At 62.0% G+C, this 20,066-nt stretch carries 16 protein-coding genes; 7 read left to right on the forward strand and 9 right to left on the reverse strand.

What is annotated here, in order from left to right; all coding sequences use genetic code 11:
- Positions 1-91 precede the first annotated feature (91 nt).
- Positions 92-2,179, reverse strand: a complete 2,088-nt coding sequence (sctV, locus tag JZ00_RS07520; RefSeq protein ID WP_039590366.1) for a type III secretion system export apparatus subunit SctV — start codon at positions 2,177-2,179, stop codon at positions 92-94.
- Positions 2,176-3,303 (reverse strand): TyeA family type III secretion system gatekeeper subunit, encoded by a 1,128-nt coding sequence (locus JZ00_RS07525; RefSeq protein ID WP_039590365.1) that lies wholly within the window; start codon positions 3,301-3,303, stop codon positions 2,176-2,178. Before JZ00_RS07525 ends, sctV begins: the two co-directional genes overlap by 4 nt.
- A gap of 318 nt (positions 3,304-3,621) precedes the next feature.
- On the opposite strand from JZ00_RS07525, the gene JZ00_RS07530 reads away from it, so the two are divergent.
- Positions 3,622-4,173, forward strand: coding sequence for an RNA polymerase sigma factor (locus tag JZ00_RS07530; protein WP_039590363.1), 552 nt, complete (start codon positions 3,622-3,624; stop codon positions 4,171-4,173).
- Positions 4,170-4,766 (forward strand): GNAT family N-acetyltransferase, encoded by a 597-nt coding sequence (locus JZ00_RS07535; protein ID WP_039590362.1) that lies wholly within the window; start codon positions 4,170-4,172, stop codon positions 4,764-4,766. The genes JZ00_RS07530 and JZ00_RS07535 overlap by 4 nt, the downstream gene beginning before the upstream one ends.
- A gap of 83 nt (positions 4,767-4,849) precedes the next feature.
- Here the strand turns inward: JZ00_RS07535 and JZ00_RS07540 are convergent, their stop codons facing one another.
- Positions 4,850-6,064, reverse strand: coding sequence for a cytochrome P450 family protein (locus JZ00_RS07540; protein WP_039590360.1), 1,215 nt, complete (start codon positions 6,062-6,064; stop codon positions 4,850-4,852).
- A gap of 147 nt (positions 6,065-6,211) precedes the next feature.
- Here JZ00_RS07540 and JZ00_RS07545 point away from each other — a divergent pair, with 147 nt between their 5' ends.
- On the forward strand, positions 6,212-7,369 hold the full coding sequence (locus JZ00_RS07545; RefSeq protein WP_039590358.1) for an EstA family serine hydrolase: 1,158 nt from the start codon (positions 6,212-6,214) through the stop codon (positions 7,367-7,369).
- Positions 7,370-7,384: 15 nt separating this feature from the next.
- Here the strand turns inward: JZ00_RS07545 and JZ00_RS07550 are convergent, their stop codons facing one another.
- Positions 7,385-8,503, reverse strand: a complete 1,119-nt coding sequence (locus JZ00_RS07550) for a transglycosylase SLT domain-containing protein (RefSeq protein ID WP_039590356.1) — start codon at positions 8,501-8,503, stop codon at positions 7,385-7,387.
- A gap of 150 nt (positions 8,504-8,653) precedes the next feature.
- Between JZ00_RS07550 and JZ00_RS07555 the strand changes: the two genes are divergently transcribed.
- The 4 genes from JZ00_RS07555 (at position 8,654) to JZ00_RS07570 (ending at position 14,352) form a co-directional block, all read left to right on the forward strand.
- Positions 8,654-9,142 carry a type III secretion system chaperone family protein gene (locus tag JZ00_RS07555; protein WP_039590354.1) on the forward strand — a complete coding sequence of 163 codons (489 nt, stop codon included), beginning with the start codon at positions 8,654-8,656 and terminating at the stop codon, positions 9,140-9,142.
- A 15-nt stretch (positions 9,143-9,157) separates the two neighbouring features.
- Positions 9,158-11,269, forward strand: coding sequence for a hypothetical protein (locus tag JZ00_RS07560; protein ID WP_039590353.1), 2,112 nt, complete (start codon positions 9,158-9,160; stop codon positions 11,267-11,269).
- A 235-nt stretch (positions 11,270-11,504) separates the two neighbouring features.
- Entirely contained in the window at positions 11,505-13,913 is a 2,409-nt protein-coding gene (locus JZ00_RS07565; protein ID WP_039590351.1) for a penicillin acylase family protein, read from the forward strand.
- 97 nt (positions 13,914-14,010) lie between these two features.
- Positions 14,011-14,352, forward strand: coding sequence for a carboxymuconolactone decarboxylase family protein (locus JZ00_RS07570; protein WP_039590349.1), 342 nt, complete (start codon positions 14,011-14,013; stop codon positions 14,350-14,352).
- 147 nt (positions 14,353-14,499) lie between these two features.
- Here the strand turns inward: JZ00_RS07570 and JZ00_RS07575 are convergent, their stop codons facing one another.
- From JZ00_RS07575 to JZ00_RS07595, 5 genes are all read right to left on the reverse strand, one after another.
- Positions 14,500-15,387 carry an ABC transporter permease subunit gene (locus JZ00_RS07575; RefSeq protein ID WP_039590347.1) on the reverse strand — a complete coding sequence of 296 codons (888 nt, stop codon included), beginning with the start codon at positions 15,385-15,387 and terminating at the stop codon, positions 14,500-14,502.
- Positions 15,384-16,304: an ABC transporter permease subunit gene (locus tag JZ00_RS07580; protein ID WP_039590345.1), complete on the reverse strand. Its 921-nt coding sequence runs from the start codon at positions 16,302-16,304 to the stop codon at positions 15,384-15,386. Before JZ00_RS07580 ends, JZ00_RS07575 begins: the two co-directional genes overlap by 4 nt.
- Positions 16,301-17,443 carry an ABC transporter ATP-binding protein gene (locus tag JZ00_RS07585; protein ID WP_039590344.1) on the reverse strand — a complete coding sequence of 381 codons (1,143 nt, stop codon included), beginning with the start codon at positions 17,441-17,443 and terminating at the stop codon, positions 16,301-16,303. The genes JZ00_RS07580 and JZ00_RS07585 overlap by 4 nt, the downstream gene beginning before the upstream one ends.
- A 71-nt stretch (positions 17,444-17,514) precedes the next feature.
- A complete protein-coding gene (locus JZ00_RS07590; RefSeq protein ID WP_039590342.1) occupies positions 17,515-18,612 on the reverse strand; it encodes a polyamine ABC transporter substrate-binding protein in 1,098 nt (365 codons plus the stop codon).
- Between the two features lie 183 nt (positions 18,613-18,795).
- The gene (locus JZ00_RS07595; RefSeq protein ID WP_039590340.1) at positions 18,796-19,893 is read right to left on the reverse strand and encodes a polyamine ABC transporter substrate-binding protein; all 1,098 of its coding nucleotides are present in this window, start codon (positions 19,891-19,893) and stop codon (positions 18,796-18,798) included.
- Between the last annotated feature and the right edge of the window lie 173 nt (positions 19,894-20,066).

Consider the following 20,066-nt stretch of genomic DNA (forward strand, 5'->3'; position numbering starts at 1 on the left):
TCGTCCACTGTCACAGCCAGGCCAGTGAACGCGCCTGGAATCACATCGTTACGCGCGGCAGCGCTGTTCGCGTGCCAAGGGGAAAGACCCATCATGCGGCCTCCTCGATTTGCAGTTTTTCCTGCTCCAGATCAAAACGTCCCAACACGGTGACCTGGGCATTGCTGTGCAACTCGCTGAAGGCAAGCACGGGCACGTGGTTGAACTCGTCACGCAGCAGGTCACGCAGCGGTGCGCGCAAGTCCTGCGCCACCAACAGCACCGCCGTGCGCTTGGCCCGCAGCGGGAAACCTTCGCGCAGTTGCAGGACCAGGGCGCGGGTGTGCACGCTTTCCAGGGCAAAGAAAGTTTCCGTCTGGGTCTGGCGCAGCGCATCGCGCAGCAAGCCTTCGGTCTCCGGCGTCAACAGCCAGACGTGCAGGCCGTCTTCATCGCGGTACTGGTGGTAGATTTGTGATTTGAGGGCGATGCGCGCGTAGTCGGTCAGCGCACCGACGTCGCGCTCGTGCTGCCCATGCTCGATCAATGACTCGGCGATCAGGCGCACCGCCCGCAGCGGCACGCCTTCGCCCGCCAGGCGCTGCAGCACGGCGGCGAAACGGGCCAGCGGCATGGTCCTCTGCAACTCCTGCACCAGCTCTGGCTGCCCAGCTTCGAGCCAGCTGAGAATCGACTTGCTCTCCTGCAAGCCGAGGAACTGCGGGCCGGTGGCAAACATGGCGCGGCTCATGCGTTCCACCAGCAGCTCGCCCGCAGGCACCGCTTCCACTCGCTCGTCCGCCAATAACGGGTCGCCGGGCGCCAGCCATAGCCACTGATGCTCGTCGCGCACCTCGCTGCCGACCTGGGCATCCTGCGGCTCGAACGGCAGCGGCCCGCGCGCAACGGCCACGCGGTCACCGAAGGTGGCCCGCAACATCGGCACCTCATGCACGCAGAAGCGGAACTCATCGTCTTCCAGGAGCGCGCTGTACTCGATCTCGAACGGCGGCAAGGTCAGGCCAAACCCGGCAACCAGCGCGTTGCGCTTCTTGCGGATCGCCTGGATGACGTCTTCGGCGGCCGGGTTGCCTTGCATCGACTTGGAAAACTGCAAGAGATAGGCACGGGTCGGGTCGAAGCTGCGCAGGTCTTCGGCGCCATTGTGTTCCGGCGTGACGGTCGCTTCAGGTTGTTCGCCTTCGCGAGCCTTTCGCGCGCGCCCATACAGCTGGATGATGCCCGCCGTGCCGGTGATCACGGCAATGACGATGAACACCAGCGTCGGCATGCCGGGCAAGGCGGCGAAGCCGAGCATGCCTACCGAAGCGATCACCCAAGCCTTGGGCTCGGCGGTCAATTGCTGCGCGATTTCCTTGCCGACGCTGCTGCCCGCCGGCTGCCCTTCCGGCGACACGCGGGTAATGATCATGCCGGCGGTGAGGGAAATCAGCAGTGCAGGAATCTGCGCGATGAGGCCGTCACCGATGGTCAACACCGCATACAAGTGCATCGAATCGGACGCGCTCATATCGTGCTGGACCATGCCGACCGAGAAGCCGCCGATGAGGTTGATCACCACGATTACCAGGCCGGCGATGGCGTCGCCCTTGACGAACTTCATCGCGCCGTCCATCGCGCCGAACAGTTGGCTTTCCTTGTTCAATTCTTCACGACGGCGGCGCGCTTCGCTGACGTCGATCAGATTGGCGCGCAGGTCGCTGTCGATGGACATCTGCTTGCCCGGCAACGCGTCCAGCGTGAACCGCGCCGCCACTTCGGCGACCCGCTCGGAGCCCTTGGTGATCACCAGGAAGTTGACCACCGTCAGGATGAGAAAAATGACCAGCCCGACCGCAAGATTGCCTCCGACCACAAAATTGCCGAACGCCTGGACGATGTGGCCGGCGTCACCCTGGAGCAGGATCAGCCGCGTGGTCGCCACCGACAGTGCCAACCGGAACAGCGTCGTCAACAACAGCACCGCCGGAAACGACGAGAACGCCAACGGGCGCGGCAGGTACAACGAGAGGACGATCAGCAGGCAGGAAATGCAGATGTTGATAGCGATCAACGCATCGACCACCGACGTCGGCAACGGCAGGATCAACATGAACACGATGCCGAGTACCACAAACGCCCCGGCCACTTCGATACGCCGCACCGCCGCGTTGGCGACTTTGTTCAACAGGGCGATCATGACTGCGCTCCAATAACCGGTTCGGCGGTCTGTCCGCGGGTCTCGCCACGGGAGCGTTCATCGAGCAGCACCAGCAGATTCTTCAGCGCGGTCTGGCGGCTTTTCGCGTCACGCCAGAGCGCCAGCGGCAACCGCTTGAGCAACGGGTACAAGCCGTTCAGGGAGACCAGTTGATCGCGCTCCTGGTCGCCGCCCAATTCACGGCCGATGCGACGCACTTCTGCCGAAGACAGGCCGCTGCTGACAAACCCCAGCATGCGCTGGAGCAGTAACACAGCAGTGAGCTGGCTCGCCGGGCAGCTGTAGGCCAGTTGCTCCAGCAGTCGCCGGCAGCTTTGCAACACGCTGCTCAGTTGTGTCGACGCCGCCAGGCCGATCAGCAGCGTGCGCAGCAACGCCGTAGGCCGCGAAGGCGCATGGGCAGCGATGTCGTCAGCCAATGCGCGGCGCATCATGTCCAGCCCAGACACGAACGAGGCTTCACCAAACAGGCCCAGCAGTGCCTGCATCATGGTGGGCAATGATTGTTTGAGCACCACGGTGTCGTAATAAAGGCGCCGTACCGCCTGGCGCAATTCAGGATCGCCGCCGGAGGCGCGCAGGGCCTCGGCGATGTTCATGCCCGCCTGGATCTGCGCCCCATATCGCTCGCGCAAGAGTTGCAGATAGTCACGAGCACGCTTGGCTTCGACGAGACGGCCCTGCGCCTCGGCATCGAGCAGTGCCTGCTTGAGGATCAGGTCGGTACGGGCCGGATCACCGCCCGTGGACTGCACCAATTCTTCAAGCACCGGCTGGCCATTGAGCAACACGCCGGCCTGGGCCGCCATGGCGCCCAGGCTCTGCTTGCCGGGATGGCCGAGCTGGTCGTACCACTCTTCCAACTGCTCACGGGTCTCGACCCGCACCTGGCCCACCTCGCTGCGGGCGTTGCGGATGCGGCGCTGGCTCAGCGCCTTGGTGTTGCGTTCCACGTGATGGCTGAAGGTCATGCCGACCTCCTCCATCGAACTGGACTGGGCGGCCTGCGACGATTCCACAGGCCTGCCAACGCCCGCGACGGCCGATGCGGCCTGGGCGAGATTGACGGCAATGTGCGCGTTTGTCGGGGCTTCTACTTTCATGATGACCGGGAGCGTGGTTTCGGACGCTCAGTGGGTGGCGGCGATCTACCATTCGGTTCCATAGTCGCCACGCACTTTTTCGAAGCGAACGACGGTGCTCACCATCGGCACTGTTTCGAGGAATTGGCCGGTGCAATTTCATGCAGTGGACTCCAGGGACGCCGTGCATGACCTTGCACAAATAGAGCAATAGCACTAACAGAAAATACTTAATTTTCAATCGCTTAGCACACAAACACGGCTTGGCACAGGTCCTGCTGAAGGGGAAATGTCGACAGACGGGTCGACACCATGGAACCCATTCAGAGGGATTTATTGATGAACAGCCTGAACCTCATGCTCCCCCCGCAAACCTCACCGACACGCCCCAGTGCGCCAGGTGTCAGCTTCGGCGAGGAGCGCAAGCTGCGTCTGTTTGTGCAAAAGCGCGTCCTCAATCAGGACGACGCCGACGACATCATCCAACTCACGTATCTGGAAGCCTGGCGCAACCAGGAGAAATTCAAGGGCCTGGCCAAGCCGGACACCTGGCTGTGCGGCATCGCCTTGAACCTGATCCGCAATCACTTCCGCCGCTTCTATGCGCAACCGCCGCTGAGCACGTTCGATGAGAGCGATTTCAACGAATCCAGCGAGGACATAGACCTGAGTGAACTGTGCGACAACCATCGGCTGCTGGACCGCACGTTGTTGGCGATGGACGCGCTGCCCAAGGACATGCGCGACACCTTGTGGACCGCCGTGGACACCGAAAGCAGCTACCGCGATGCCGCCGAACGGCTGGGCGTGCCCATCGGCACCGTGCGCTCACGGTTGTTTCGCGCCCGTGAACAACTCAAGCGAAGCGTCTATGGAGAAGCCCGGCCATGAACAACAATCGTTTGAACAGCCGACCCGACCTGCCACGCGGCGTGCGCCGCTATACGCCCGACGACCTGCCGGTGATGACGGATATCTTCAACGAAAGCGCTCTGGGGGGAACCAGCTCTCCTGTGCTCAGAGCGTTTTCCCTGAAGGAAATGACGTTTTTCGTCGATTGCTTCGTCAAGGAAGGTGATCCGATCTACGTACTCGAACGCGGTGGCGAGGTCGTCGCCTGGCTGATTGTCAATCGCTTCTGCTGGGGGGCCCAGGCCTGTCGGTTGACCGGTGAGGTGTCGATCTATGTGCGCAACGACCACATCGGCAGCGGCGTCGGCATTCGCCTGGGCCAGGCCGCCGTGGTCCTTGCCAGGCAGTATGGTTTCGAGACGCTGGTGGCCTGGATCATCGAGCACAACGAGGCGAGCAAGCGTGGCGTGCAAGGGTTGGGCGCGACGCAATGGGGACGCTTTCCGGGCATCGCCCGGTTCGCTGACAAACGTGCGGATGTGGTGCTTTACGGGCTGCACCTGATACCCATCGAGACCACACCCATTACCGCTTCAGCACCTGCGCCAACATTTGAGGCCAGCCTGGCGTGAGTGCGCGGCTCGTCTGGCAGCCTGTCGGACGAGCCGCAACATTCATCGGCTTTCAGGCCCATGCCATTTTTTGCACAACCTTATCAATCCACCGACCAGCACACCGGCAACGCATCCGGTCCTCGAAAGTTGGGCACATAGCGCCAGCGCACAGCGGCTGGATCAACGGCCAGTCGCAGACCCGGACAGCGCCGCAGCAGCGTATTCAACGCAATCTCCAACTCCTGCCGGGCCAACGATGCGCCCAGGCAATAATGCGTGCCCTTGCCAAAGGACATGTGCGGGCAGGCCGGGCGCGTGACATCGAGCGTGTCGGGATTGGCGCACATCGCCTCGTCGCGATTGGCGGAACCCACCACCGCCACCAGCAACTGGCCCCGCTGCAAGCGCTGCCCTCCCAATTCAGTGTCCTGGGTGACGAAGCGGACCATCGCCCGCTCCACCGACGAGTCATAACGCAAAAGTTCTTCGACCGCGTCCGTCATCAGCGCTGGCTGGTCACGCAAGCGGGCCAGTGCCTCGGGGTGCTGCAAGAGCATGTGCACGGCGTTGCCGATCATCGACGCCGATGTTTCGTGACCTGCGATGATCAGCAACGCGATCATGCTGCACAGCTCGCTTCGGCTGAGCCTGCTGCCCTCTTCCTCGACCTGGGCCAGGGCCGAGACCAGATCATCGGTTGGCTGGGCACGGCGCTGGTCGATCAAGGCGAGCATGTAGCCGGCAAACTCGTTGTAGCAGCGCTGCAACTCGCTCAGGTCATGGCCCACCTGCCGGACGATCAGGTGGGACCAGCGTCGAAAGTCCTCGCGGTCACGGGCAGGGACACCGAGCAGTTCGGCGATGACCGTGATGGACAAAGGAAAGGCATATTCGCTCACCAGATCCATCCGCCCGTCCGGTTGGACGGCGTCGAGCAACGTCTCTGCGATCTGTCCGATACGCGGCCGCATGGCGTTGACCGCCTTCAACGTGAAAGCCTTGTTGACCAGCCGACGCAGCCGGCGATGGCTTTCCCCGTCGCGGTTGAGCATGTGGTCGTTGAGGAATGCAATGGACTGCTCGCCACCGAGCATCGCCGCAAACCGCGGATCGATCCGTGACGGATCACGGGCAAAACGCTCGGTGTCCAGCAGCACCTCCTCGACTTCCCGGGCACCGGTGACGTACCACATCGGCAACTGTCCTTCGGGCTGGCTGAGGAACACCGGGGACGCCTGGCGCAACGTCGCATAGTGCCGGTAGGCCTCGCCGCGAAACGCGTCGCTGTTCAGGTCAAGGGTGCGCTCGTAAGGCATCGACATTCTCCGGGGGTAGGAATCAATGCTCATGAGTGGCTGGGCTCGGCAAAAAAGATCCCTGTGGAAAGACTTCCGCTGGGTCAATGAACCGTTTCCCCAGCCCCCGTCACTCAAGGGAGAATCCCAACCCCGCATGGAGCTCACATGACGCATGCACTTACCATCCATGGCCACTGCAACCCTCGCTTCGAGTCGGTCAAGAAGGCCTTTATCGGGCTGATGCAAAGCCCTTTCGAACGCGGCGCCGCCCTGTGCATCCAGATCGACGGCGAAACGGTGATCGACCTCTGGGCCGGCATCGCCGGGCCGGAGCCCGCCAGCCATTGGCAGCACGACACGCTGCTCAACCTGTTCTCCTGCACCAAGCCCTTCACAGCCGTGGCGATCATGCAGTTGGTCGGCGAAGGCCGCCTGGACCTGGACACGCCGATCTGCCATTACTGGCCCGAATTCGCCAATGCCGGCAAAGCCTCCATCACCTTGCGCCAGGTGCTCTGCCATCGCGCCGGGCTGCCGGCGCTGCGCACGCCCCTGGCACCGGAAACCCTTTACGACTGGGACACCATGACCGGCCTGATTGCCGGGGAACAGCCGTGGGCCGACGCAGGGAAACGGCAGACCTATTCGCCGTTGCTGTTTGGCTGGATTCTCGGTGAACTACTGCGCCGGGTAGACGGCCTGAGCCCGGCGCAGAGCATCCACCAACGGGTGGCGATGCCGCTTGGGCTGGATTTCCATATTGGCCTGGATGACGCAACCATCGCTCGCTGCGCCTACATGGCGCGTACCAAGGACGACGTCGACGACGAGGCCTTCGGGCGAGTGTTGCAGTACGTGCTCACCGAGCCGAATGCAATGAGCTCACTGGCCTTCGCCAATCCACCGATGGTACTGGGGCGCAGCAACGAAGCTGGCTGGAAACGCATGACCCAGCCGGCTGCCAACGGTCATGGCAACGCCCGCAGCCTGGCCCAGTTCTACGCAGGCCTGCTCGACGGGCGGTTGCTGGAGTCGCCGCTGCTCAACGAAATGCTGCGCGAGCACAGCGCCGAATACGACCCGACTATCCAGACTCCCACGCGGTTCGGCCTGGGCATCATGCTCAACCAGTCGGATGTGGCGAACGGCAGCTACGGCATGGGGCCCGAGGCTTTCGGCCACATGGGTGCCGGCGGCACCATCGGTTTCGCCGACCCCGAGCGCGGCGTGGCGTTCGGCTTCGCCTGCAACACCATTGGCTCCTACGTCTTGATGGACCCTCGCGCCCGAGGGCTGGCAAATGTCGCGATGGGTTGCCTGTAAGGTTTGATCGCCGGCTCACACCCCTGGCGGAGCCGCTTGCGCGACCTGCGGCTCCGCCACCCCATTCTCCGGAGCGGCAACGGCTTGCTCTTCGACACTCACCCTGGGCAACGCCGCCTTGGCGATCATCTCCGGTTGCGCCAGCAGCCTGCGAGACGCTTCCACGGGCATCAACAGACGCCCCCCGACCCGGCCGCGTCCGGCCGGGTTGAGCATGCGCAGCTCCCGCTCATGGACGCCCGATAACTGCGCCAGCTGCGCCAGGTCCACCGGCTGCGCCAAGGCGACCATCTGGAAGTAGGGCTGGTCGGCGATCGGTGCCAGGCTCACGCCATATTCTGTGGGCGTGTTCACCAGTTGCGACAACGCCAGCAGCCGCGGCACGTAGTTCTGGGTCTCGCCGGGCAGCGACAGGTTCCAATAATCGGTCGCCAGTCCCCGCGCGCGGTTGCGCACGATGGCGTCGCGCACCCGACCTTCACCGGCGTTGTACGCGGCGAGGGCCAGCAACCAGTCGCCGTCGAAATATTCGTGCAGGTAGGACAAGTAATCCAGCGCAGCGCGGGTGGACGACGGAATGTCCCGGCGTTCGTCGTAGTCGCCACGCTGCTGCAGCTGGTAACGGCGGCCAGTGGCCGGAATGAACTGCCAGAGTCCCATGGCTTGGGCAGGCGATCGTGCATTGGGATTGAACCCGCTCTCGATCGCCGGCAGCAACGCCAGCTCCAGCGGCATGTTGCGTTTGTTCAGTTCGCCGACGATGAAGTGCAGGTAGCGACTGCCGGCCCGTCCGGTCTGGGTGAGGAACGCCGGGCGCTCCATCAACCAGCGGCGTTGCTCATCGATGCGCGCCACCCCTTGGGTCTTGGCCAGCAGGGAAAACCCCTGGCGCATGCGTGCCCACAGGCTGCCACCGCTTTGCGGCGATGATTCGCCAATCTTGATGATCGTGTCGGTGGGCGCCGGTTCAAGCCAGCGCAACTGGGCGCGGTACGGTTCATTGGCGAAGCGGTCGCCGATGGTCAGTTGGGGTTCGAGGTGCTGGCACCCGTACAGCAAGGTACCCAGGGCCAACATGGACAACCCTCTGGGGACAGCGCGAAGGGCCGGCGACGGTGCAAGTGATCGGGACATGGCGGTCAACCTTGAATGAGGTGGCGCCATTGGGTGGCAGATCACTTGCCAGCGGTTCCACACGGTGGAGTGGAACCGAAATGGCGCTGCTGTCACTCATCAGGGGCAGCAGGCGCTCGTCGGTGCCTGGATGACAATGCGAGGTCAATCATGGCGTCACCCACCTATTGCAAGCTGATCGATCAGCTCTGCGAACTCACGATGATCCCTACCCCGTCAGCGTTCTATGAACAGGCGAACCTGTCGGTCAAGGAGGTCGACTTCTCCCTCAAGCACACGCCTGGCGTGGGCGAGGGCGACGTTTTCATCTACTGCGGCTTCGGGCCGTTGCCAGTGGCAAATCGCGAAGCAGTCATGCAACGGCTGCTGGAAACCAACCTGTATCTGCTGAGCGGCGCGTTCTGCCCGTCGCTGTCGTACAACCGCGACAGCGAACAGGTGGTCCTGATCGGCCACGTCCCCCTGGACAACCTCAGCGCCGAGCGCCTGCTCGGGCTGATGGGCGGTGCCGCCGACATGGCGCTGATCTGGCGGGACGGCTACTTCTTCGACGGCGCCGGCCCGAACCAAGCCGCCAAGCCCACCCAGCAAAAAACCACCCCGCGCAGCGCAGGGCTCAACAACGCCCTGTCGATCTAGGAAGGAGAACACGACATGCCAGCAGTATCAGTAGGCGGAACCTCAAGTTCGGCGCCGTTACCCCAACAGGACGATCGGATCACACCGGTAAGACCCAGCCTGTCCGATCAGGTCCGTCCATCCACCACGCCCTTGGTGCCTTACCACTTTGAAGGGAAAGCGAGCAGCAAGACCCAGGAAACGCTCCAGGTCAAACAGAATCGTTTGGAAGGAATGATCGGCAGGCTCGGCAAGAAGGACCCACAAAGTGACCCCATCGGCTTTGCACGAGCGCACATGAGCCTTGAAGGCAAGGTATTGAGCTACGCCCCAGGAACCAGCTATCAAGACGTTCAGAAACATCTCGCGCAACTCGGCGGCACGCCACACCCGATGCTGTCAGGCCAGGAAGAAACCGAAGCATTCGCCAAGGATTTCAACGAGTACCTGGCCAAGAACGAGGGCGACAGGGAAGAGAGCGGAGGTTTCAAGGCAGTCTGGGACAAGCACTGCGAACGCGTTGGTAACACCCTCGGTGCCTATCATTCGCTGTGTCAGGAAGTGATCGATCAAACCCCGGGAGAAGATGATCTCAAGCTGCTGCGCAGCAGTCATGAAGCCTTTCGCGGCTATGCCAAAGGCGTCATGCAAGCCATGACGCAAGACATGCCCAAGCGGCTGAACACGTTCATGGAAAGCCGGATCGAGCACGCGCAACAAGCGGCGAGCAACGAGAGCCTTCCCCAGGCCGACCGAGACAAGGCGAGGGATGAGTTAGGGCAGTTGCGTGAGGTCAACAAAGAGCTTGGCGGATTGCTGAAGAAGGACGACGACAAACCCAGCAAACTGGCAGCGGCGACGAAAAAAAACGAGGTGCTGGACACCGCGCTGAAGAACGTCGCACGCCAGGACTACGTGGCCGAACTCAAGACCCATAGCGGCTTCGTGACAGGCCTGGCTGTATTTGCCGACGCTGGGATCCCCCAGGGCTTCGCGTCTGCCGGACACTTCGGCGCCGCCACCGCGGCGATCGACGAGGCGATGGCGGACCAGTCCTTCGGAAAACATGTGGCGGCGACGTCAACCGTCCTGGGTACCGCCCACAAGGTGATCAGCGATGGCCTGCGCCCGTTTGTCCAGGTCGTCGTCGACAAGACGATCGGCCGAGGGCTGGAAAAGGTCGATCCGCTGGCGGTATACCCCAAGGCCCTGCAAGACATCACCGTGAACGGACGGCGGGTTGCCAACCCACAACGCGATACCATCGACGCGACACAGAGCGAAAAGCGAGCTGATTTCAAACTGAAACAGAACGCCAACAATTTTGGCACCATGAGCGGCGACTTTACTGGTTACCTCGCCTTCGGCGCGGCCCATGCGGTAAGGGACACGATAGATCAGTTCACGTCCGTCAACGCCTCCGGCATCGCGGCTCGCAGTGTCGCCTCTGCAGTAGGCGGCACCTTCATGGCGGGCGGACAGGCGGTAGCCAAATATGCCCAGACCCACGGCGATGAGCAAATCCCCACCTACCGCGTCACGAAGGAAAACCGCGAGTGGAAAGAACTCCTGCCCAAGGCGCTTGCCGAGGCGAAAGGCAAACTCAACCCGATCAGCATGGCCAATGTCACTGACCTCGCCAACCGGATCGTGGGGGTGGGCCCAGGGATCGCCATGCGCACCGGCGCTGGGGATGCCGCCGCGGTGGGTGAAAACCCTGAAGTCAAAGAGAAAATGGAGCAGATCGTCACGACCTTCTTCTCGTCCGGCCTGACGCTGCTGCCATTCTTTGCCAACAGCGTGGCCGCACCGCTCGAGAACAAGGCACTGGGCGATGGCACTGACGACCTTGCCAAGCGGGCGCAGGTACCGTGGCAGAACGTAACCAACCCTAACCGGGACACCCTGCCCCACACCCAGACCGAAGGCTTGACCCGCAACCTGGAGAACGTCTATCACGTCACCCGTGGCCTGACCCAGATTGTTCCGCAGAGCAGCCTCTCTGCGCTCAACATCACTGCCGACTTCGCCAAGGGGTTGGCAACGGGGCCGAAAAAAGCGGGCGATGGGGTCGAACTGGCGGAACGCGGAGAAGCGCCACCGCTTGGCGGACCGTCCACCGAAGCCACTCCCACCCGACCCAGCTGACGAAACCGCCGGGCCATCGCCAGACGGTCCGGCATCCTCCTTTCCACCCTGGCCACAGGCAAACGCCCCTGTGGCCAGCCCTCGCGACACACTTCGACGCTCATCCCCTCGCCACGCAATTCGGTTGATCAGGAAAAATCCCTCCGAGGAACGATGCACCGGCAAGCGGTTGCATGTTAAACAGGGAATCAACAGCAAGATCATGGGACCGCTGTCACTCGAATAAGGATCAACCATGAAACGCACCCTCGTCGCCTTCCTGTCGCTGATCGTCACCGCAATCATCGTCGCGGGCGGCTACCTCTACAGCAAGCAGCCCACCCGCCAGGGCACGGTGCAGTTGGAGGGGCTGCAAGGCTCGGTGACGGTGCGCTACGACGAGCGCGGCGTGCCGCATATCCGCGCCGAGAACGAAACCGACCTGTATCGTGCGCTGGGTTATGTCCACGCCCAGGACCGGCTGTTCCAGATGGAAATCATGCGCCGCCTCGCCCGGGGCGAGCTGGCCGAGATCCTCGGGCCCAAGCTGCTCGACACCGACAAGCTGATGCGCAGCCTGCGCATCCGCGAGCGCGCCGCCAGTTACGTCGCCGAGCAGGATCGACAATCGCCGGCCTGGATCGCGACGCAGGCATACCTGGACGGCATCAACACCTATCAGCAAACCCACACGCGGCCGCTGGAGTTCGACGTGCTGGGCATTCCCAAGCGTCCCTTCACCGCCGAAGACACCGCCAGCATTGTCGGCTACATGGCCTACAGCTTCGCCGCTGCCTTTCGCACCGAACCCTTGTTGAGCTACGTGCGCGACAAACTCGGCACCGATTACCTGAACATCTTCGACCTTGACTGGCAGCCCCAAGGTGTCCTGCCGCAGGGCCCTGCAAGCGCTCCGGCACTCACCGCCCTCGATTGGAAAGACCTCAACGCACTCGCACGCCTGAGCGAACAGGCCTTGGCCGACAACGGCCTGCCGCAGTTCGAAGGCAGCAACGCCTGGGCGGTCTCCGGCAGCCGCACCCAAAGCGGCAAGCCCTTGCTGGCGGGCGATCCGCATATCCGCTTTTCAGCGCCGTCGGTGTGGTACGAGGCGCACCTTTCGGCGCCGGGGTTCGAACTCTACGGCCAGTACCAGGCCCTGATGCCGTTCGCCTCGCTGGGCATGAACAAGGACTTCGGCTGGAGCATCACCATGTTCCAGAACGACGACCTGGACCTGATCGCCGAAAAGATCAACCCGGACAACCCCGAACAGATCTGGTACCGCGACCAGTGGGTGGACATGACCCGCAGCGAACAGCAGATCGCCGTCAAGGGCCAGGCCCCGGTGACACTGGTGCTGCGCCAGTCACCTCACGGCCCGATCGTCAATGATGCCCTCGGCGCCAATGCCGGCAAGACCCCGATCGCCATGTGGTGGGGGTTCCTGGAAAGCCGCAATCCGATCCTCGAGGCGTTCTACCAGCTTAATCGTGCCGACACCTTGGCCAAGGCCAGGGGCGCGTCGACCAAGATCCATGCGCCGGGCCTGAATGTGGTCTGGGCCAATGCCAAGGGCGATATCGGCTGGTGGGCCGCGGCGCAATTGCCCAAGCGGCCGGCCGGCGTGAAGCCAGGCTTCATTCTCGACGGCAGCAGCGCCGAAGCGCAAAAGGACGGCTTCTATCCGTTCAGCAGCAACCCCCAGGAAGAAAACCCGGCCAGGGGCTACGTCCTCTCGGCGAATTTCCAGCCGGTGGCGGCCAGCGGGATCGAGATCCCCGGCTACTACAACCTCGCCGACCGGGGCCAGCAACTCGATCTGCAACTGAGCGACAAACAGGCCAAATGGGACATCCAGACCACCCAGAAACTGCAACTGGGTACTACCACCGCCTATGGCCCGCGTCTGCTCGCGCCCTTGCTGCCGATATTGCGCGAAACGGCCAGCGACCCGCAGGAGCGCAAATGGGTCGAGCAATTGGCCCAGTGGAAGGGTGACTACCCACTGGATTCCGTCAGCGCCACGCTGTTCAACCAATTTCTGTATGACTTGGCCAACACGGCCCTGCGCGATGAACTGGGCGATGGGTTCTTCGAAACCGCACTATCGACCCGGGCCATCGACGCCGCGCTGCCACGCCTGGCGGCCACGAAGGACTCGCCGTGGTGGGATGACCGCTCGACGCTGGGCACCGAAACCCGCACCGACACGGTGATGAAGGCCTGGGGAAGAACCCTCGCTCACCTGAAGGCGACACTGGGGGACGACCCCTCCCAATGGCAGTGGGGCCAAGCGCACACCCTGGCCCATGGGCATCCCCTGGGTCAGCAGAAGCCGCTGGATCGGATCTTCAACGTCGGCCCGTTCGCGGCTCCGGGCACCCATGAAGTACCGAACAACCTTTCGGCCAAGATCGGCCCTGCGCCGTGGCCCGTGACGTACGGCCCTTCGACCCGGCGCATCATCGACTTCGCCGACCCGACCCACAGCGTCACCATCAACCCGGTCGGCCAGAGCGGCGTACCGTTCGACAAGCACTACGAGGACCAGGCCGAAGCCTACATCGAAGGGCTGTATCACCAGGCGCACCTGGCCGAGGAAGAGGTCACCGCCAACACCCGCGGCACCTTGAAGTTGCTGCCCGCCAGGGTCGAGCCCTAAGCCTCGCGTGAGTATTTGTTTAAAAGACAGCCTTGGACATCATTGATGGGCAAGACTGCAACGGTCCCACCTCGTTCATCACAATGGAGTCGATGCAATGTTCAATAACTGGTCCGAACTGCTGCCCACCATCAAGAGCGCCTTTGGCGCCCTGGGCAAAAGCAACCCGAAAATGGTCGAGGCCTACACCGCCCTGGGTAAGGCCGCGGCCGACAACGACGTGCTCGATGCCAAGACCCGCGAGCTGATCTCCATCGCCGTTGCGATTACGACACGTTGTGACGGCTGCATCGGCGTACACACCGACGCCGCCATCAAGGCCGGCGCTACCCGCGAAGAGATCGCCGCCACCCTGGCGACAGCGGTCTCGCTGAATGCCGGCGCGGCTTATATTTATTCGCTGCGGGCGCTGGAGGCCCATGACGCGCTGAAGAAGTGAAGGGCGAATAACCCCGCAGGCCGCTATCGCGTTTGCAGGCGACAAAAACACCTGTGGGAGAGCTTGCTCGCGAAAGCGGTGTATCGGCCAACATGAATGTTGAACGTACTGCCGTCTTCGCGAGCAAGCTCGCTCTCCCTGTGTCGGTCAGACCGACGCGGTATCGGCTCGGCGGACTTCCGGTTGTTTCCAGGAATCGGCGGCGCTTTCCTCGATGGCTTGCTGGATCGCTCGCTTGCGGTTCTCTTCGGCGCGGCGGCTGAAGTACCAGACCAGGAAAGTCACCAGGGACACCGCCAACAGGATCAGGCTCGCCACGGCGTTGATTTCCGGTTTCACACCCAGGCGTACCGCCGAGAAGACTTCCATCGGCAAGGTCGTCGAACCAGGGCCGGAAACGAAGCTTGCCAGCACCAGGTCGTCCAGCGACAACGCGAACGACATCATGCCGCCCGCCGCCAGCGACGGCGCGATCATCGGAATGGTGATCAGGAAGAATACCTTCCACGGCCGCGCACCGAGGTCCATGGCCGCTTCTTCGATGGACAGGTCCAGCTCACGCAAGCGCGCTGACACCACGACCGCCACATAGGCTGCGCAGAACGTGGTGTGGGCGATCCAGATCGTGACGATGCCACGCTCCTGGGGCCAACCGATCATCTGCGCCATGGCCACGAACAGCAGCAGCAACGACAGGCCAGTGATTACTTCCGGCATTACCAGCGGCGCGGTGACCAGGCCGCCGAACAGCGTGCGGCCCTTGAAGTGGGTGATGCGGGTCAGCACGAAGGCCGCCAGCGTGCCCAGGGCCACCGCGGCAATCGCCGTGTAGCAGGCGATTTCCAGCGAGCGCATTACCGAGCCCATCAATTGGCTGTTGTCCAGTAGGCCGACGTACCACTTGACCGACCAGCCGCCCCACACCGTCACCAGCTTCGAGGCGTTGAACGAGTAGATCACCAGGATCAGCATCGGCGCGTAGATGAACAGCAGACCCAGCACCAGCATCAGGCTTGAAAAACTGAAGCGCTTCATTCCTTGCCCTCCATTTCCTTGGCCTGACTGCGGTTGAACAGGATGATGGGCACGATCAGGATCGCCAGCATCACCACCGCCAGGGCGGATGCCACCGGCCAGTCACGGTTGTTGAAGAATTCCTGCCACAGCACTTTGCCGATCATCAGGGTTTCCGGGCCGCCCAGCAGTTCCGGGATCACGAATTCGCCCACCACCGGGATGAACACCAGCATGCAGCCGGCGATGATGCCGTTCTTGGACAGCGGCACGGTGATTTTCCAGAAGCTGTTGAAGGTGCTCGAACCCAGGTCCGACGCGGCTTCCAACAGGCTGGCGTCATGCTTCACCAGGTTGGCGTACAACGGCAGGATCATGAACGGCAGGTAGGAATAAACCACGCCGATGTAGACCGCCAGGTTGGTATTGAGGATTTGCAGCGGCTCGCTGATCCAGCCCATGCTCATCAGAAAGCCGTTGAGCAAGCCGTTGTTGCTGAGGATGCCCATCCACGCGTAGACACGGATCAGGATCGCGGTCCAGGTCGGCATCATGATCAGCAGCACCAGCACCGTCTGCATCTCTTTGCGGGCGTTGGCGATGCCGTAGGCCATCGGGTAGCCGATCAGCAGGCACAGGGCGGTGCTGATCAGGGCCATTTTCAGCGAGCCGAGGTAGGCGGCGATGTACAGATCGTCCTCGCTCAGCAACACATAGTTGGCGAGGTTGAGCAGCACTTGCAGCTTCTGGTCGACGTAGCTGTAGATCTCGGTGTACGGCGGGATCGCCACGTCGGCTTCGGCGAAGCTGATCTTCAGGACAATGAAGAACGGCAGCATGAAGAACAGGAACAGCCAGACGAAGGGCACCCCGATGACCAACTGGCGGCCACCGGGCGTTATTCGGGCGAGTCGGCGTTTGAGTTTGCGCATGTTCATGAGCGAAGCACCACGCCGCTGTCATCTTCCCACCAGACGAACACCTGGTCGCCCCAGGTCGGACGCTGGCCACGGCGCTCGGCGTTGGCCACGAACGACTGCACCAGCTTGCCACTCGGCAATTCGACGTAGAACACCGAGTGGCCGCCCAGGTAGGCGATGTCGTGGACTTTGCCGCTGGACCAGTTGTGCTCGCAGGTCGGCTGTTCGGGAGTGACCAGCAGTTTTTCCGGGCGAATGGCGTAGGTCACGGACTTGTCCTGCACCGAGGTGCTGATGCCGTGGCCGACGTAGATGTCGCGGTCCAGGTCTTTGCAGGTCAGCACCGCGTGGCCCTCGGCGTCGTCCACCACTTCGGTCTCGAAGATGTTGACGTTGCCGATGAATTCACAGACCAGACGACTGGTCGGGGTCTCGTAGATGTCGATCGGGCTGCCGATCTGGGCGATCCAGCCCAGGTGCATGATCGCGATGCGCTCGGCCATGGTCATAGCCTCTTCCTGGTCGTGGGTCACCATGACGCAGGTCACGCCGACCCGTTCGATGATCTCCACCAGTTCAAGCTGCATTTGCGAGCGCAGCTTCTTGTCCAGGGCGCCCATCGGCTCGTCGAGCAGCAACAGCTTCGGCCGTTTGGCCAGGGAACGGGCCAGGGCCACGCGCTGGCGCTGGCCGCCGGAGAGCTGGTGCGGCTTGCGCTTGGCGTACTGGCTCATCTGCACCAGCTTGAGCATCTCGGCCACGCGGGCGTCGATCTCGGCCTTGGGGATCTTGTCCTGTTGCAGGCCGAAAGCGATGTTCTGTGCCACGGTCATGTGGGGGAACAAGGCATAGGACTGGAACATCATGTTGATCGGCCGCTCATAGGGCGGCATGTCGGTGATGTCCACGCCGTCGAGGAAAATCCGCCCCTCCGTGGGCCGCTCGAAACCTGCCAGCATGCGCAGCAAGGTGGATTTGCCCGATCCCGAACCTCCGAGCAAGGCAAAGATCTCGCCTTTCTTGATTTCCAGGGACACATCGTCCACGGCAATCGTCTCGTCGAACTTCTTCGTGACCCGGTCGATCTTGACCAGCACCTGCTTGGGTGTCTGGTCGCCCTCGAGGGCTTTCTTATAGGCGCCGGAGGCAACTGCCATTTACGAAACTCCCACAAAATTTGCAGCTCGCCCAAGACGGGCGAACCTTATAAAAGTTAGAGCGCTTAACGCTATTTACCCGACTTGACCTTGGTCCAGCTGCGGGTCATGAGTCGTTGGATCTTGGGCGGCAACTCGGAGTTGACGTAGAGCTTGTTGACAACTGCCTGCGGCGGATAAACCGCTTCGTCGGTGCGCACTTCCTGGTCCATCAGCTCGCCAGCCTTGGGGTTCGGGTTGGCATAACCGACCACGTCGCTGACCTGGGCGATGACCTCAGGCTTGAGCAGGTAGTTGATGAATGCATGGGCCTCCTTGACGTTGGAGGCGTCGCGCGGGATCGCCAGCATGTCGAACCAGAGGTTGCCGCCTTCCTTGGGGATCACGTAGGCAATGTTGATGCCCTTGCCGGCCTCGCTGGCCCGCTCGCGGGCCTGGAAGATGTCGCCGGAGAAACCGGCGGCCACGCAGATCTCGCCATTGGCCAGGTCGGAAATGTACTTGGAGGAATTGAAGTAGGTCACGTAGGGCCGGATCTTGAGGAGCTGGGCCTCGGCCTTCTTGTAGTCTTCAGGGTTCTGGCTGTTGGGATCCAGGCCCAGGTAATTGAGCATCGCCGGGATCATTTCGTCGCCCGAATCGAGGAACGAAACGCCGCAGTTGGAGAGCTTCTTGATATTTTCCGGCTCGAACAGCATCGCCCACGAATCGATCTTGTCGACGCCCAGGACCGCCTTGATCTTCTCGACGTTGTAGCCAATGCCGTTGGTGCCCCACAGGTAAGGCACGGCGTATTGGTTACCCGGGTCGTTCTTTTCCAGGCGCTTTAGCAGCGCAGGATCGAGGTTGGCGTAGTTGGACAGCTGGGACTTGTCGAGCTTCTGGAACGCCCCGGCCTTGATCTGTTTGCCCAGGAAGTGGTTGGACGGCACGACCACGTCATAGCCGGTGCGACCGGCCAGCAACTTGCCTTCCAGGGTTTCGTTGGAATCGAACACGTCGTAGACCGGCTTGATCCCGGTGGCTTTCTCGAAGTCCGCCAGGGTCGATTCGCCGATGTAATCCGACCAGTTATAAATATGCACGGTGGAGGCTGCCTGGACACTGACGGCGAGTGTCAGGCCGGCACCGACCAGCAAGGCGTTGCGCAACAAAGAAAAGACAGGCACGTGGAGGTCCTCTTAAATAGTTGGGCCCAAGTTGCCCCCGTGCCGGGTCACGATGTGCCCTGCAACAAAACCGGCGCGCAACTTACCCTCGATAAACCGATCCAGCAAAACTTTTAATTATTTAATTGCTCCGGTTGACGCCGTCGCGGGGGCGGCGAAAACCGGAGCGTATTTCAAGCCGGCTTATTTACCGGATTTGATCTTGGTCCAGCTGCGGGTCAGGATCCGCTGGGTGGCCGACGGCAAGTCGGCGATGGCGTACAGCTTGGCCTTCACTTCGTCCGATGGATAGATGCTCGGGTCACCAGAGATTTCCTTGTCCACCAGCGGGGTGGCAGCCTTGTTGCCGTTCGGGAAACGCACGTTGTCGGTAATCTCCGCCATGATTTCCGGCTGCATGATGAAGTTCATCCACTTGTAGGCGGCTTCGACGTTTTCAGCATCCTTCGGAATGGCAACCATGTCGTAGAACGAACCGGCACCTTCCTTCGGAATGGTGTAGGCCACTTTCACCTTGCCGCCAGCCTCGGCCGCACGGCTCTTGGACTGCTCGATATCACCCGAGTAACCCACGGCCACGCAGATGTTGCCGTTGGCCAGGTCCGAGATGTATTTGGAAGAGTGGAAGTAACCGATCGATGGGCGCAGCTTGAGGAACAGTGCTTCGGCTTCAGCCAGTTGCTTCTTGTCCTGGCTGTCGGTCGGGTAACCGAGATAATGCAGGGCCACCGGAATCATTTCGGTTGGCGAATCGAGGAAGCTCACACCGCAGCTCTTGAGCTTGGCGATGTTCTCCGGCTTGAGCAGGGTGTCCCAGGAATCGATCTTGTCGACGCCCAACGCGGCCTTGACCTTCTCGGGGTTGTAACCAATGCCGATGGTGCCCCACATGTAAGGGAAGGCGTGTTTGTTGCCCTGGTCGCTGGCATCGCCGACAGCCTTGAGCAAGTCGGTGTCCAGGTTCTTCCAGTTCGGCAGCTTCGACTTGTCCAGCTCTTGGTAGACGCCGGCCTTGATCTGCTTGGCGAGGAAGTTGTTCGACGGCACTACGACGTCATAGCCAGACTTGCCGGCCAGCAACTTGGCTTCCAGCGTCTCGTTGCTGTCGAACACGTCGTAGACGACCTTGATCCCGGTTTCCTTCTCGAACTTGGCGACCGTGTCCGGCGCGATGTAGTCGGACCAGTTATAGACGTGCAGTACTTTGTCGTCCGCCTGGACGGCGCCCGCCATCACGCCCATCAGGGACATGGCGAGGAGGGTCTTGCCAGCGATCTTCATACCTAATGCCTTCATGAAAAAATGCTCCAGTTATTCTTCTTAGCCACAGTTCAGTAGCCGACTCTCTGGCAACTTGAACAGCTGCGGTAGTCTGGCAAGTTACAGGGCAGGCTTTCAACCAAAGCCCAGTCTTTTGTTCATGCCGGGCGAGGCCCATGCCGGCACCTCGCTCA

Source organism: Pseudomonas frederiksbergensis (assembly GCF_000802155.2).
GTDB lineage: Bacteria > Pseudomonadota > Gammaproteobacteria > Pseudomonadales > Pseudomonadaceae > Aquipseudomonas > Aquipseudomonas frederiksbergensis_A.